The organism is Nocardioides sp. (assembly GCF_047607185.1).
GTDB lineage: Bacteria > Actinomycetota > Actinomycetes > Propionibacteriales > Nocardioidaceae > Nocardioides.
The window spans coordinates 1-13,955 of the sequence record NZ_JASGDQ010000112.1 but is presented as its reverse complement, the minus strand read 5'-3'; the positions used below and the strand labels follow the sequence as shown (position 1 = coordinate 13,955).

General features: G+C 71.4%; 15 protein-coding genes. 4 read left to right on the top strand and 11 right to left on the bottom strand.

Translation table 11 applies throughout. The features are described 5' to 3' along the window. The 3 genes from QM595_RS12755 to QM595_RS12745 all read left to right on the top strand — a co-directional run. Positions 1-187: hypothetical protein (locus QM595_RS12755; RefSeq protein WP_415171936.1), on the top strand; the 187-nt coding region annotated here is incomplete at its 5' end. 26 nt (positions 188-213) lie between these two features. Continuing rightward, complete coding sequence (locus QM595_RS12750) at positions 214-579, top strand: hypothetical protein (RefSeq protein ID WP_415171935.1); 366 nt, start codon at positions 214-216, stop codon at positions 577-579. Further along, positions 576-1,358 carry a dolichyl-phosphate beta-glucosyltransferase gene (locus tag QM595_RS12745; protein WP_415171934.1) on the top strand — a complete coding sequence of 261 codons (783 nt, stop codon included), beginning with the start codon at positions 576-578 and terminating at the stop codon, positions 1,356-1,358. Before QM595_RS12750 ends, QM595_RS12745 begins: the two co-directional genes overlap by 4 nt. 5 nt (positions 1,359-1,363) lie before the next feature. Here the strand turns inward: QM595_RS12745 and QM595_RS12740 are convergent, their stop codons facing one another. The 6 genes from QM595_RS12740 to QM595_RS12715 form a co-directional block, all read right to left on the bottom strand. Then, complete coding sequence (locus tag QM595_RS12740; protein ID WP_415171933.1) at positions 1,364-2,791, bottom strand: DUF3500 domain-containing protein; 1,428 nt, start codon at positions 2,789-2,791, stop codon at positions 1,364-1,366. An 83-nt stretch (positions 2,792-2,874) separates the two neighbouring features. Continuing rightward, positions 2,875-4,155 (bottom strand): HupE/UreJ family protein, encoded by a 1,281-nt coding sequence (locus tag QM595_RS12735; protein WP_415171932.1) that lies wholly within the window; start codon positions 4,153-4,155, stop codon positions 2,875-2,877. A 174-nt stretch (positions 4,156-4,329) separates the two neighbouring features. Then, a complete protein-coding gene (locus tag QM595_RS12730; protein ID WP_415171931.1) occupies positions 4,330-5,874 on the bottom strand; it encodes a DUF1501 domain-containing protein in 1,545 nt (514 codons plus the stop codon). Further along, positions 5,871-7,391, bottom strand: a complete 1,521-nt coding sequence (locus tag QM595_RS12725; RefSeq protein WP_415171930.1) for a DUF1800 domain-containing protein — start codon at positions 7,389-7,391, stop codon at positions 5,871-5,873. The genes QM595_RS12730 and QM595_RS12725 overlap by 4 nt, the downstream gene beginning before the upstream one ends. Before the next feature lie 93 nt (positions 7,392-7,484). Next, positions 7,485-8,303, bottom strand: coding sequence for a hypothetical protein (locus tag QM595_RS12720; RefSeq protein WP_415171929.1), 819 nt, complete (start codon positions 8,301-8,303; stop codon positions 7,485-7,487). A 90-nt stretch (positions 8,304-8,393) separates the two neighbouring features. Then, entirely contained in the window at positions 8,394-9,566 is a 1,173-nt protein-coding gene (locus QM595_RS12715) for an acyl-CoA dehydrogenase family protein (protein WP_415171928.1), read from the bottom strand. Between the two features lie 58 nt (positions 9,567-9,624). Between QM595_RS12715 and QM595_RS12710 the strand changes: the two genes are divergently transcribed. Continuing rightward, positions 9,625-10,281, top strand: a complete 657-nt coding sequence (locus tag QM595_RS12710; protein ID WP_415171927.1) for a TetR family transcriptional regulator — start codon at positions 9,625-9,627, stop codon at positions 10,279-10,281. A gap of 9 nt (positions 10,282-10,290) precedes the next feature. On the opposite strand, the gene purE is transcribed toward QM595_RS12710, so the two are convergent. The 5 genes from purE to QM595_RS12685 form a co-directional block, all read right to left on the bottom strand. Continuing rightward, positions 10,291-10,788: a 5-(carboxyamino)imidazole ribonucleotide mutase gene (purE, locus tag QM595_RS12705; protein ID WP_415171926.1), complete on the bottom strand. Its 498-nt coding sequence runs from the start codon at positions 10,786-10,788 to the stop codon at positions 10,291-10,293. After that, positions 10,785-11,945, bottom strand: a complete 1,161-nt coding sequence (locus tag QM595_RS12700) for a 5-(carboxyamino)imidazole ribonucleotide synthase (RefSeq protein ID WP_415171925.1) — start codon at positions 11,943-11,945, stop codon at positions 10,785-10,787. Before QM595_RS12700 ends, purE begins: the two co-directional genes overlap by 4 nt. A gap of 22 nt (positions 11,946-11,967) precedes the next feature. Then, entirely contained in the window at positions 11,968-12,282 is a 315-nt protein-coding gene (locus tag QM595_RS12695; RefSeq protein WP_415171924.1) for a winged helix-turn-helix domain-containing protein, read from the bottom strand. 97 nt (positions 12,283-12,379) lie between these two features. Beyond that, positions 12,380-13,321, bottom strand: coding sequence for an adenylate/guanylate cyclase domain-containing protein (locus tag QM595_RS12690; protein ID WP_415171923.1), 942 nt, complete (start codon positions 13,319-13,321; stop codon positions 12,380-12,382). Between the two features lie 6 nt (positions 13,322-13,327). After that, positions 13,328-13,816 (bottom strand): PH domain-containing protein, encoded by a 489-nt coding sequence (locus QM595_RS12685; RefSeq protein ID WP_415171922.1) that lies wholly within the window; start codon positions 13,814-13,816, stop codon positions 13,328-13,330. Between the last annotated feature and the right edge of the window lie 139 nt (positions 13,817-13,955).

Genomic DNA, 13,955 nt, shown 5'->3' with positions numbered 1-13,955 from the left:
GGAGGCCAGCCCGGCGGACAAACCGGCGGAGGCCAGCCCGGCGGACAAACCGGCGGAGGCCAGCCCGGCGGCCAAACCGGCGGACAAACCGGTGGCCAGCCCGGCGGCGGCACGCCAGGCGGCGGTCGCGGCGGTGGCGGTGGCGGTGGCGGTGGCGGTGGCGGTGGCGGTGGCGGCAACAGCCTGATCAACGGCGAGCAGGTCTCCGCGGAAATGACCTCGCTGCTCGACACCGGTGCCGAGGGCTACCGCTGGGTGGCCGCGACGGCGCGCTCCCAGAGCGCGGCGAGCTACCAGCTCGCCTCGGGGCACGCGGTGATGGCGGTCGGCGGCTTCAACGGGACGGTGTCCTACCCGACGCTGGCGCAGTTCCAGGACTACGTCGACAACGGCGAGATCCACTACTTCATCGGCGGTGGCCTCGGCGGCCAGCCGGGCAGCGGCGAGAGCACCACCTCGCAGATCGAGCAGTGGGTGGCGGCCAACTTCAGCTCCACGGAGGTGGGCGGCACCACGGTCTACGACCTGTCCAGTCCCCTCGGCACCTCGACGACGAGTCAGAGCGGGGTCAGCGCATGACTGCGCTCGGCCTTCCCCGGCCGACCAGGCTCGGCGCCACCTTGCTGGGCACGGTCGAGTTCGTCATTCCGGTCTACAACGAGGAGCGCGACCTGGACCGTTCGGTACGCCGCCTCGACGACTACCTGCGCGCCGAGCTGGCCGGGCGTTACCGCATCACCATCGCCGACAACGCCAGCACCGACGGCACGTGGGCGATCGCGCAACGGTTGAGCGAGGAGTTCGACAGCGTCGACGTCATCCGTCTCGAGGAGAAGGGCCGGGGACGGGCGCTGCGGGCGGCCTGGAGCAGGTCGAGCGCCAGCGTGGTCGGCTATATGGACGTGGACCTCTCCACCGACCTGCGGGCCATCTGGCCGCTGGTCGCGCCGCTGCTGAGCGGTCACTCCGAGGTCGCCATCGGCAGCCGGCTGGCCACTGGGAGCCGGGTAGTGCGCGGCACCAAGCGCGAGCTGGTCTCGCGGTGCTACAACCTGCTGCTGCGCCTGCTGCTGGGCGTCTCGTTCAGCGACGCCCAGTGTGGCTTCAAGGCGCTCCGCACCGACGTCGCGGCGCGGCTGCTGCCGCTGGTGCGTGACGAGGAGTGGTTCTTCGACACCGAACTGCTGGTGCTGGCCGAGCGCGCCGGGCTGCGGATCCACGAGGTACCGGTCGACTGGATCGACGATCCCGACTCCCGCGTCGAGATCGTGCCGACCGCACTCGCCGACCTGCGCGGCGTGCTGCGGCTGCTCAGATCCATGCTGTCGGACCGGATCCGCCGGCAGCGCACCGCCTGACCGCCTCAGCGGATCACGCGAAGCCGCAGCACCGAGGAGGCCGAGCCGGTGACGCCGGTGGTGCCCTCGTAGACGACCCGCACCCGGTGCCGGCCGACGGCGAGCTTGGGCAGCCGCACCGCCCAGGTCTGCCCCGCCCGCGCGGCCGTGAGCTGCCGGGTGCGGACCACGTCGCCGTCGACCAGGACCTGCACCCGACCGGCGGCCACCGCGGAGGTCACCTGGATCCGTACGACGGCGTGGCGGCCACGCTGGAGGCGCTTCTTCTTCAGCGATGCGGTGGTCGTGCTGGTCTGGGTGACGGAGTCGGTGGAGGTGTCCGTGGTCGGCACGTCCGTGGTCGACACGTCCGTGGTCGACACGCTCGTGGTCGTGCTGGTGGCGGTGTAGTCGGAGGTCTTGTCCCGGAAGATGGTGTGGATGTGGAGTCCGGAGAGGACGACACCGGCTTGGTGGACGTATTCGATCCACACCGCGGGACCGGAGATGCGGAAGTAGGTGCCGCTGGTGGTGCCGGTGCCGGTGCCGGTGGAGCTGGTGGTGTTGCCCCAGCCGAGGTAGGTCTGGTCGTAGTCGGCCTCGTAAGCGGCCAGGTAGTCCTCGGAGATCTCGTCGGTGAAGTCGCCGACCCACTGCTCGATGGCGGTGGTGACCAGCGCCTGCTGGTCATCGCTCAGGGAACTGACCAGGATCCCCTGGTCGGTGGGGTAGTCCTGGGCGTCGGTGCCGGCGCCCTTGACGACGTCGGTGAAGGTGCCCGAGATCTTGGCCGCGCTCTGCTCGGTGGTCGAGAGACTGTCCAACACCGCGAAGACGGCCGTCTTCTCCCCGTTCATCGGGGTGTAGGTGGTGCCGTCGGCAGTCCAGGTCTGCGGCTCGACGCCGACGAAGTCGGGGGTGATGGCGGCGTTGCCGTCGTTGAAGTCGGCGTTGATCGCCAAGTGGTGTCCCCCGAACTGCACCCCGAACTGGCCGGTGGCGGTCGGGGTGCCGAAGAGGGCCAGGTAGTACAGGCCGCTGCCGTAGCCGGTGCCACCACCAGAAGAGCTCAGGTAGCTGTCGGCGGTCATGATCTGGTCGACCTGGCTCTGGCCCTGCTCGCTCAACATCGCGTCGACCACCGCCATCGCCGCGGCCTGCTGGGTCGTGCTCAGATCGCCCAGCTTGATCCCGTTGCGCCCCGAGCCCACCGGCAGGTTCGACCACGCCGACCGCTCGGAGGAGGAATAGTCGTAGAGCACCGTTTCCTGCTGACTCGTCGTCAGCGTGTCCAAGAACGCCTCCGCGGCGCTCACCACGGCCGCGGTCGTGGTGCTGGCCGACGCGGACGTGGTCGCTGTGGTGCCGGTGGCAGCGAACGCCGCGACTGCCGTCACTCCCAAGACGACGGCGGAAGCGAGGACGGGCAGAGCTCTGGCCAGCGGTCTAGTCACGCACCGCAAGCTAGGAGTCGATCCTGTGACCCACAAGCGTCCGAACCTGTGAATACCCGCGGGATGCTTCGGGTGCCGCCTGTTCACACGTTGACGCGAGAGTCACGGACCTCTGAGGAGTCGGCCTCCTGGTTGCGGCCCGCGGCTCCCCGCGCGAGCCACATCGCCCCGGTCACCAGGGCCAGCCCACCCCAGGCAAGCAGCGGTTGGGCACCGATGGCCTGGTAGACCGGATCCAGCACGGGAGTGGAGACCCGCCAGATCGCCACGATCCAGTCCAGTGCCGCGAGCGCGCCGAGCACGGCCACCGTGCCGACCAGATAGCGGTAGTCGGAGCTCGCGGCGGCCAGCACCAGCAGCGGTACGACGGCCACGATGGCGACCAGTTGGGCCAGCTCGATGCCCACATTGAAGGCGAGCACCGCCCGGGCGGTGTCGGCGGTCGAGAGGTGGAGTTCCAGCACGGTGGTCGCGAAGGCGGTGCCGTGGACCAGCCCGAAGCCGCCGGCGATCCATACCTCGCCGCGATTGACCAGCGGACGTACCGCGTGGACGGCCGCCACCAGGATCGAGGCGGCGACCAGGGTCTCGACCGGCCGGGCCGGGAAGGAGACCAGCCCGAAGGAGACCAGCGCCAACGACAGCGAGTGACCGACGGTGAAGGCGGTGGCCACCAAGGCCACCCGGCCCAGCGCCGCACCGACCGCACGCCCGCCGGTACGACCACGACGCGCCAGCGCCGGGGCCGGCAGCAGGAGCATGAGCAGGAAGAGCAGATGGTCGTAGCCCGTGGCGATGTGGTCGACGCCGACCCGGACCATGTGCGAGAACGAGATGTCGGCGGGTCGGTCACCGACCTCGATCGTCGGATCGGCGTCGGTGACCACGTCGAGCAGTTGGTTCTCGCCCTCGCCCGCCAGCGAGACGTAGACCTTGTGGCTGGGCACGTCGTGGACCACCGCTCCCCAGGTCAGCTCGAACGACGTCAGCTCGGCGGAGGCCATCGTCCCGGTCAGCGCCACGTCGATCGAGGCGTGAGCGTCCTGGTCCGCCAGCTCGCCGAGGCCGACGTCGACCACCGACAGCGGCACCGGGTCATCGCCGACAGTGAGGGAGACCCGCTCGCCGACGTACGAGGCGACGCTGGCCGCCACTGCGGCGACGCCTGCGTCGCTCCGGTCGATCTCGGTGCCGGTGGCCGCCTCGTACTCGTCGATCGGGATCTGCGCGGACAGACTCACCCGGCCGCCGGATTCGTCGATCAGCACCGTCGACCAAGCCGAGGGGTGCGCATGCGCCGGTGCCGCCAGCCAGGCCGTGCCGAGCAGCGCGAGCAGGAGAGCTCCTAGGGAAGTGCTGCTCAATCCCGCCTGCTGCGCGCGCGCCATTGACCAGCACCTCCCTAGCAGGCCGCGCGGCATCATGCCTGCGATCATCCCCCGGATCCCGCGAGCCAACCAAAGCACTGAGGCCGACTCACAGGCTCGGCGGCGAGCTGGTCAAGGCCGGCGGCTGGACGCGCGCAAGCACCCGGTGCCTCAGCTGACGACGGCGGTGGCGCGGCCGATCAGTCGTCCGTTCGGCGCCTTGACCACCACTCGCACCCTGCTCCCGTGCTCCAGGCCGGTGAGCCGGACCGTCACCGTGCCGTTGTCCTTGGGCCGCAGCCGGACCTTGACGCGCTGCTTCCCGCAGCGCACCACGACCCTGGCACGACGTACGGCGGCGCCCTGCTCGACCACCCGGATCCTGGCCTTCGCCCTGCCGTGCCTGAGCTTGGTCAGTCGCAGCCGGACGACCGGCTCGGCCGGCTGGCCGGTCGAGGCCGCCGGGGTCGTCCCGCCGGCGTCGGTCGTGGTCGTCATGAAGCCGATCGGGGTGCGGGCGAAGCCCGGGAAGACGGCCGTGAGCGAGGTCTCCGGGAGCCGGGTCGCCACCACCTCGGCGAGCACGTCGCGGTAGTCGGTGGTCACCGTCAGGTCGGCGTCGAGGGTGTCCTGCAGCGGCGTCCACGTCGCGTAGTAGCCGCCGCGCACGCCGGCGCCCATCGCGAACATCACATTGCCCCAACCGTGGTCGAGGCCGTAGCCGGAGTTCTCGACCACGCGCCGGCCGAACTCGCTGAGCGCCACCAGGGTGACCTTCGGACGCACCGGCCCGAGGTCGGCGAAGAAGGCCGCCAGCGCCGTGGCGAGCTCGTCGGCGTTGCTCCGCATCCGGCCCCACTGCAGGGTGCCCAGGTCGGTGTGCATGTCCCAGTCGCCCTGGTCGACGGTGACGACCTGGACGCCGAGGTCGGCACGCAGGGTCCGGGCGACCGAGGAGAGTGCCCGGCCGAGGTCGGTGTCGGGGTAGCTGGCCACATGGTCGTCCTGGGCCTGGGCGGCGGCGAGCCGGTCGACGCTGGCGAGGGCGGCCCGCATCCCCGTCGCCATCGGCGTGCTCTCCCCCGCCCACATGGCGTCCAGGGAGGTACGCCGGGGCCGGGCCGAGTCGTTGGCCGACTCGCCGGGGAGCTTCGCGGTGGAGAGGTCGCTGATCGACATGACCGGGGCGCCACCCGACAGCGAAGTCGGCGGGCTGGTGCCGACCGCGAGCCCTTGGAGCGGGTCGCCGGTCGAGGTGAGCCCGACGAGCCGGTTGAGCCAGCCGGAGCGGATCTCGGAGCCGGGGGCGGCGTCCTCGACCAGCTCCATCGCCTCGAAGTGGGAGCGGTTGGGCACCGCCATGCCGGTAGCGTGGATCGCCGCGACCTCACCGGCCTGCCACATCCCCAGCAGCGGCGCCATCGCGGGATGGAGCCCGAAGAAGGAGTCGGCGGCGAGCAGCGACTCGCGCGGGATCGCGATGCCGGGCCTGCCCTGGTAGTAGACCGGGTCGCCGTGCGGGACGACGAGCGAGAGCCCGTCCATGGCGCCGCGCAGCGACAGCACGACCAGGACGGCGGGCGCCGGGGCGGCCGACGCCGGCCCGGCGGTCACCACGGCGGTGCCGACAGTGGTCGCGAGACCGCCGGCGACCAGGCCCCGGATCAGCCCGCGGCGGCTGGTCGCCAGCGCGGCGAACTCCTCGCAGCCGTTCATCGGCGGTACCACGTGGGGTGGTCGAGCAGCGCCGCCAGCAGTTGGGGCGCGCGCCAGGTGAACAGGTCCGAGCCGGAGGTCACCGTGGTGTCGGGCGACGTGCCGGTGGCCAGGCAGGCGCCCTCGAGCACCGAGGCGGTGGAGGGCCGGTGGTGCAGCAGCCGGGCGAGGTGGTCGACCAGGTCACGGAAGGCGATCGGCAGCGTCGGCGTCCAGTCGGCCGGCGGATGATAGGTGATGTCCTCGGTGGGCCACCAGCCGCCGGCCATGTTCGCGTGGAGATTGAGCGAGGCGAGCGCCCGCGAGGGCGAGGCCCAGGTGGCCGCGGTCAGCGGTGCGCCGTCGGGGCGGGGCCACACCATCGGCTGCTGGCCGAGCCCGCTGGCCTGCCAGAGGATCACGTTGGCGGCCGAGTCGCTGCTGGCCGGCTGGGCGAGCTCCGCGACGCGCAGTCGGTAGGTCGCCACCAGGTCCTCGCCCGGCGTACGCAGCTTGGCGTCGACGCTGTCCCGGAACTCCTCGGAGTCGACGAGCTCGCGCAGCACCGGCGCGATGGCGGTGTCGCCGGCGAGATAGGCCTGCTCGAGCCGGGCGACCAGCGACGCCGGCGGGTCGTCGCTGACGAAGTAGGTCGCCAGCTTGCGGGCGATCCGGGTCGCGGTGAGCTCGTGGTGGGCGAGGTAGTCCAGCAGTGCGGTCACCACCGGGCGGCCGTCGGCCTCGGCGTTGGCCGAGCTGAAGCCGAGCACGCTCACGGGTCCGGTCCAGTGGTCCTGCGGCTGGTACGACGGCGTGAAGGTCTGCCACATGTCGACGTGGAAGCCGGTCAGGATCCGGGCGGCGTTCTTGACGTCGTCCTCGGTGAAGTTGCCGACGCCCACGGTGTGCAGCTCGAGCACCTCGCGGCCGAGGTTCTCGTTGGGGTGGGCCTTGGTGGAGTCGTAGCCGCTGAGGTAGATCGTCATCGCCGGGTGGGTGACGACGCCCTGCAGCAGCTCGGTGAAGCTGCCGAGCGCCAGGGTGTGGATCAGATCGCCGTAGGCCACCCGGTGCGGGAATTGCGCGTCGCCGGTGGTGGGGATGTGGAAGTGGTTCTCCCAGAACTCGGTCAGCACCTCGCGCAGCTGTGCCTGGGTGGTGATCCGGCGTGCCAGCAGCCGGCGGCCGTAGTCGGCCATCACCTGCCAGCCCTCGCGGACGCCGGTGGCGGAGCGCTGCCAGATCTGCTCCGCGGTCAGGGCGAGATCCGGCCACCAGCCGTCGAGCTCGCTGGTCGCCGGCATGGCGAGCTGCTCCTCGAACCAGGTCCGCGCCGTACCGGCCGCGACGACCTCGTCCCGTAGCGCCGGGGTGAGGCCATAGCTGAACCGGCCGACCAGATGCCGCTGGTCCTCGGGCAGCACCGAGGTCGCGGGATAGGACCCGGGCGCGTACGACGCCGCGGCGGCCCGGCCGGGTGCGCTGAGGAGCGCAACTGCCGCCGTCGAGGCGAGCGCGAGGCGACGCGTGATGGCCATGGCACTCCCGAGGACTCGTTGGGGTCGAGTGCACCGAAGTGTGGCACAGCCGCGCCGTCGTGCCCATCAGCCGATCGGTCGGCGTCGAGGGGTCTATCCGGTAGCGGCTGGGGTTGCCGACTGGGTCGGCGTGGCCTCGGCGGTCGGGCTGCCGCTCGAGGCCGGGGACGTCGAGGTGGGCTGCTCCGAGGCCGTGGCGCCAGCCGACGCACTCGCTGTGGTCGCGGGCTCGGTGGTCTCGGTCGTCTCGCTCGTCGCGGTCGTCTCGGTCGGCGTCGCAGTGGCGTCCGCGGTGGCCGTCGAGGTCGCTGTCGGCGACTGCGATGTCGTCGGGGTCGCGGTCGAGGAGGGCGTCTCCTGGTCGCCGCCGTCCTCGCGCTTCGTGCCGTCGTTGCCGGTCAGGTGGGAGATCGTCGTACCGCCGTCGTCGTCGCTGCCGCCGACCAGGGAGGCGACGGTGCGGCCCGAGATCAGCTCGGTCGTGGTCACCACGGCGAGCACCAGCACGAAGGTCACCGCCGAGACCACGGCGAGGTGACGCCACGAAAGCCGGCGCCAGATCGAGACCGGCTGCTCGACGTCCGGCTCGGTCTCCGGCTGCTCCTCCCCCGGCTCCGGCCGGGCAGCTCGACGGACCTCCTCCTCGGTCTGGCCGCCTCGCCGCAGCGCCAACTCCTGCGCCCGCAGCACGGTGGTCCTGCTGCGGTCCAGCCACTGGCTGTAGAGCGCCGTCCCGACGGTGGCCGCGATGCTGCCCACCGCCGCGCCGATCAGCGTGCCGGCGGCGCCGAGCGTCGAGAGCAGCACCGCCGTCGACACCGCCGCCAGGGCACCGGCGAGGGTCGTGACCCAGTCGATGCCCAGCTTGGCCGCGAGGCCGCGCCTGGTCTGCCGGGAGTGGTCGTTCGTCATGTCACCCCCGACGGTACCGATCGGCGGCAGGTCGGCACAGAGACGCTGCTCACGCGTGTCGACGGCGTCCGGGGCGACGGACGGGTCCCCTCAGAGGGTCGACTGCACGCCGGCGAGGAGCTGGCGGGCCATCACGATGCGCTGCACCTGGTTGGTGCCCTCGTAGATCTGGGTGATCTTGGCGTCGCGCATCATCCGCTCGACGGGGTAGTCGCGGGTGAAGCCGTAGCCGCCGAGGAGCTGGACGGCGTTGGTGGTGACCTCCATGGCGACATCGGAGGCGAACGCCTTGGCGGCGGCGCCGAAGAAGGTGAGGTCCGCGTCGCCGCGCTCGGAGCGGCCGGCGGCGGCGTAGGTGAGCTGGCGGGCGGCCTCGAGCCTCATGCCCATGTCGGCGACCATGAACTGCAGGCCCTGGAACTCCGCGATGGCCTTGCCGAACTGGCTCCTTGACTGCATATAGCCCAGCGCATAGTCGAGCGCGCCCTGCGCGACGCCGACGGCCTGCGCGGCGATGGTGACCCGGGTGTGGTCGAGGGTCTTCATGGCGTACTCGAAGCCCTTCCCTTCCTCGCCGATGATCCGGTCGGCGGGGATCCGGACGTTGTCGAAGTAGACCTCGCGGGTCGGGCTGCCCTTGATGCCGAGCTTCTTCTCCGGGGCACCGAAGGAGACGCCCTCGTCGGACTTCTCGACGACGAAGGCGCTGATCCCCTTGGAGCGCCGCGACGGGTCGGTCATGGCGAGCACGGTGTAGAACTCCGAGACGCCGGCGTTGGTGATCCAGCGCTTGGTGCCGTTGAGCACCCAGCCGTCGCCGTCGCGGACGGCGCGGGTCTTCTGGTTGGCCGCATCCGAGCCCGCGTCGGGCTCGGAGAGGCAGTAGGAGAAGCCGCCCTGGCCGGCGGCGAGCGCGCCGAGGTACTTCGCCTTCAGCTCCTCCGAGCCGCCGATCTGGACCGGGAGCGAGCCGAGCTTGTTGACCGCCGGGATCAGCGAGGCCGAGACGTCGGCCCGGGCGATCTCCTCGATGACGATGACCGTGGCCAGCGCGTCCGCGCCCACGCCGCCGTACGCCTCCGGCACGTGCGGGGCGTGGAAGTCGGTCTCCAGCAGCGCGTCGGCCGCCTCCTGCGGATAGCGCGCCTCCTCGTCCACCGCCGCGGCGTGCGGAGCGATCTTGGCGTCGCAGATCTCGCGGATCGCGCGACGGATCTCCTGGTGCTCCTCGGACAGGGCGTAGAGCGGGTACTGGTCGGACATGGCGACTCCTCGGCGCGGTACTTGATTCCGTCAACATGGTACTCAGTACCATCGGGCTATGGCGAACACCCGTGACCGACTCGTCGAGGCGGCGTTCGAGCTCTTCGCCCAGCAGGGTTTCGACCGGACCACCGTCGAGGAGATCGCCGCGCGGGCCGGAGTCGGGCGTACGACGTTCTTCCGGCTCTTCCCTGCCAAGGAGGCGGTGATCTTCCCCGACCACGACGCGCTGCTCGCCGCCGTGGACGCCCGTCTCGCCGCCGCCGACCGGACCACCGCGACGGTCGCGGTCGCCGAGGCGGCGCGGCTGGTGCTGCGCCACTACCTGGAGGAGGGCGAGGTCGCCCGCGAGCGCTACGAGCTCACCCGCACCGTCTCGGCGCTACGGGATGCCGAGATCGCCGGCCAGCGCCGCTACCAGCGGCTCTTCCGCGAGCATCTGCGCGGCTGGCTCGACGGCCCGGGCGCGCCGCTGCGGGCCGAGGTGCTCGCCAACGCGGTGGTCACCGCGCACAACCACGTGCTGCGCGACTGGCTGCGCGGGGAGAGCAGCGAGCCCGAGGCGGCGCTGTCGGCGGCACTGGCCGACTTCGTGCCACGGCTGTGGAGCGACGCACCGCGCGGGGCCACGCCGGGCGGTCAGATCGTGGTGCTGCGCAGCGATCGCGACGTCGAGGAGCTGCTGCCCCGGCTGCGCCGACTGCTCGCGGAGTGAGTCTGGACCCTACTGCCCCCTGAGCGCCGCGCCCTTCGCCCGGGCCGCGGCCTTGAGCGCGCCCTGGAAGTCGACGACCCGCTGCTGCAGCTCGAGGTCGGCGGCGGCGAGGATCCGTACGGCGAGCAAGCCGGCGTTGCGAGCGTTGCCGATCGCCACCGTGGCGACCGGGACGCCCGCCGGCATCTGCACGATGGAGAGCAGCGAGTCCAGGCCGTCGAGCTGTTTGAGCGGCACCGGCACGCCGATGACCGGCAGCGGGGTCACCGCGGCGAGCATTCCGGGCAGGTGGGCGGCACCGCCGGCCCCGGCGATGATCACCCGCAGGCCGCGGCAGTGCGCCTGCTTGCCGTAGTCGATCATCTCCTCCGGCATCCGGTGCGCCGAGACGACATCGGCCTCGTACTCGACGCCGAACTCCGCGAGCGCCTCGGCGGCGGCCCGCATCACCGGCCAGTCCGAGTCCGAGCCCATCACGATGCCCACCGTGGGCGCGGCAGTTGTCATTCGCTCTCGTCTCCTAGCTCGCCGGCGAACCAGGCGGCGGCGTGCCGGGCGCGCGCCAGGCAGTCGTCGAGGTCCTCGCCGTAGGTGTTGACGTGGCCGACCTTGCGGCCGGGCCGCAGCTCCTTGCCGTAGAGATGCACCCGCAGGTGCGGGTCGCGGGCCAGGGCGTGCGGGAAGCCGTCGTAGAGGCGGCCGGGCTCCGGGGTGTCGCCGCCGAGGATGTTGACCATCACCGCCCAGGGCGCTCGCGGCGTGGGCGCGCCGAGCGGCAGGTCCATCACCGCGCGCAGGTGGTTCTCGAACTGCGAGGTCTCGGCGCCGTCCTGGGTCCAGTGGCCGGTGTTGTGCGGCCGCATGGCGAGCTCGTTGACCAGGACGTGTCCGTCGGCGGTCTCGAACAGCTCCACGGCGAGGATGCCGACCACGCCGAGCTCGCCGGCGATCCGCAGCGCGATCGACTGCGCCTCGCCGGCCAGAGCGTCGGACAGCCCCGGCGCGGGCGCGATCACCTCGTGACAGATGCCGTCGCGCTGGGTGGTCTGCACGATCGGGTACGCCGCGGCCTGACCGCTCGGGGAGCGCGCGACGATCGCCGACAGCTCGCGGCGGAAGTCGACCAGCTCCTCGGCCAGGATCCGCACCCCGGTCCGCGCCGCCACCTCGAACGGCCCGGCGGCGTCCGCAGCCGCGCGGACCACCCACACCCCCTTGCCGTCGTACCCGCCTCGGGTGGTCTTCAGCACGCAGGGCAGCCCGAACTCGACGACCTCCTCGGCGGTCGCCACGATGGCGTTGCGCGGGCAGGGCACCCCGAGTGCGGCGAGCCGCTCGCGCATCAGTCCCTTGTCCTGGGCGTAGACCAGCGCGTCGGGTCCGGGCCGGACCGCGACGCCGGCCTCCGCCAACGCGTGAAGATGCTCGGTGGGCACGTGCTCGTGGTCGAAGGTGACCACCGCGCAGCCGTCGGTGATCTTCCGCAGCGTGTCGAGGTCGCGGTAGTCGCCGACGACGTGGTCCGCGATGACCTGGGCCGCCGAGACCCCCTCGGCCTCGGCGAGCAGCCGCACCGGCAGGCCCAGCGCGATGGCGGGCTGGGCCATCATGCGAGCGAGCTGGCCGCCGCCGATGATCGCAAGAGTGGGGGCTTGGGCGCTCACCCGGCCAAGGCTATCGGCGTCGTCAGGCGACCGGGACGTGGCCCAACTCGAAACGGAGCCCCTTGCCGCGGTGGGTGGTGATCAGATGTGGCTGGCGCGGGTCGTCGCCGAGCTTGCGCCGGACCCAGCCGAGGTGGACGTCGATGGTCTTGGAGGAGGACCAGAAGCTGACGCCCCACACGTCGCGCATCAGCTCGTCGCGGCTGACGATCGACCCGGCGTTGCTGATCAGCTTGCAGACCAGGTCGAACTCCTTGCGCGACAGCTTGATCTCGTCGTCTCCCCGCCAGGCGCGCCGGCGGGCCGGATCGAGCCGGATCTCCTGCACCTCAATCACGGCGAAATCCTAGGCAGCACACAGCGGGCTCCAAACCGTTTACCCGCAAATGCCGTTGGCATCTTCCTGCCAATGGGGACGTTGGTCCCGGCAGCGTTCAGCCCCGTCGTACCGCGACGGGCTCGACGATCCCGAAGCCGCGCACCGGGCGGGCGGGCAGCCGCCGGGCCTCGAACTGCTCGGGCGGCAGCAGCTCCGCGGTGGCCTCGTCCACGATGATGCGGTTGCGGCGCGCCACTGCGGTGAGCCGGGCCGCCATGTTCACCGGCGGCCCGAAGACGTCGCCGAGCCGCAGCACCACCGAGCCGGTGGCGAGCCCGACGCGCACGTCCGGCATCCGGGGGTCGCGGCCGATGACGTTGATGATGCCCTCGGCGGTGTCGTAGGCGCGGATCGGGTCGTCGTTGACGAAGAGCACCGAGTCGCCCAGCGACTTGATCACCCGGCCCTGCTGCAGCGTCACCACGTCGGCGCAGCGAGACTCGAAGATCTCGACGAGGTCGCCGATCTTCTCCTCGGAGAGGGTGTTGGACAGCGCGGTGAAGGAGACGATGTCGGCGAAGCCGACGCTGACCTGGATGGTGCCGTGGTCCTCGGCCTGGGAGGCCTCCAGCCTGGCCAGCGCCGCGATCATGTGCCGACGCCAGGCGTAGACCAGCAGCTCTTCGAAGGGCTTGTTGAACTGCTCGGCGAACTCGTGCGCCGCGCCGACGAAGGCGCGGTTGTCGAGGGGGCTGCCGAGCTGCTCGACGTGGTGCAGCAGCGCGGAGGTCTCCCAGTCGGAGAGCCGGGCCATGGTCTGGCCGACGCCGCGGGTGAGGTTGACGGCGAGGTCGAAGTCGATGACACCGGTCGCCATGATCTCGGTGACGGTCGAGAGGGCGGCGACGTCCGCCTCGGTGTAGACCGCCTCGCTACCGGCCTCGGCGAAGCCGAGCGAGCGCCAGAGCTTCTTGGCCTGGTCCAGGCTCACCCCGGTGCGCTCGGCGACCTCCTCGGCCGTGTAGCGCGGCCCGTTCTCGGGCAGGAATCCGGGCATCGCGGGCTAGATCTGTTCGCCGTCGTGGATCTTGTTGAGCAGTTCGTTGATCTTGCGCTGCGACTCCTCGACGTGCGGGATGTCGTGGAGGACGACCTGGCCGTGGGTGGAGGCGTCGCTGATGATCAGCGTGCCGCAGCGCAGGATCCGGTCGATGATGTCGAGCTCGTAGGCGACGTCGCTGATCCGGCTCAGCGGGATGTCGTGGCCGCGCCGGGTGATGACGCCGTGCCGGGTGATGAGCCGGCGGGTCGTCACGGTGTACGTCGAGGTGGCCCACTCCAGCAGTCGCCAGCCGACCAGCCACAGCCCGGCGATCAGCACCAGCGCCCAGACGATCAGCGCCGGGGTGCCGCCGAGCCAGATCTGGCCGGCGATGCCGATCGCCAGCAGCACGACCAGCCACAGCACCGGCACCACCAGTGCCTTGCCGTGGGTACGGGTGTGGATGACGACTGTCTCGCCCTCGTTGAGGAGCTTCGGTGAGATGCCCACCCGCGAATCATCTCAGAACGTGTCTAAGAAGTCCTGGCCGTAGCGAGCGGCGTCCCACGCAGTGGGGCGCAAGGCGCCGAAACGAGCGATACCGGGGTTGTCTCGTGAGTTTCGGCGCCGCCGCGAGCCGCTGTGTGGG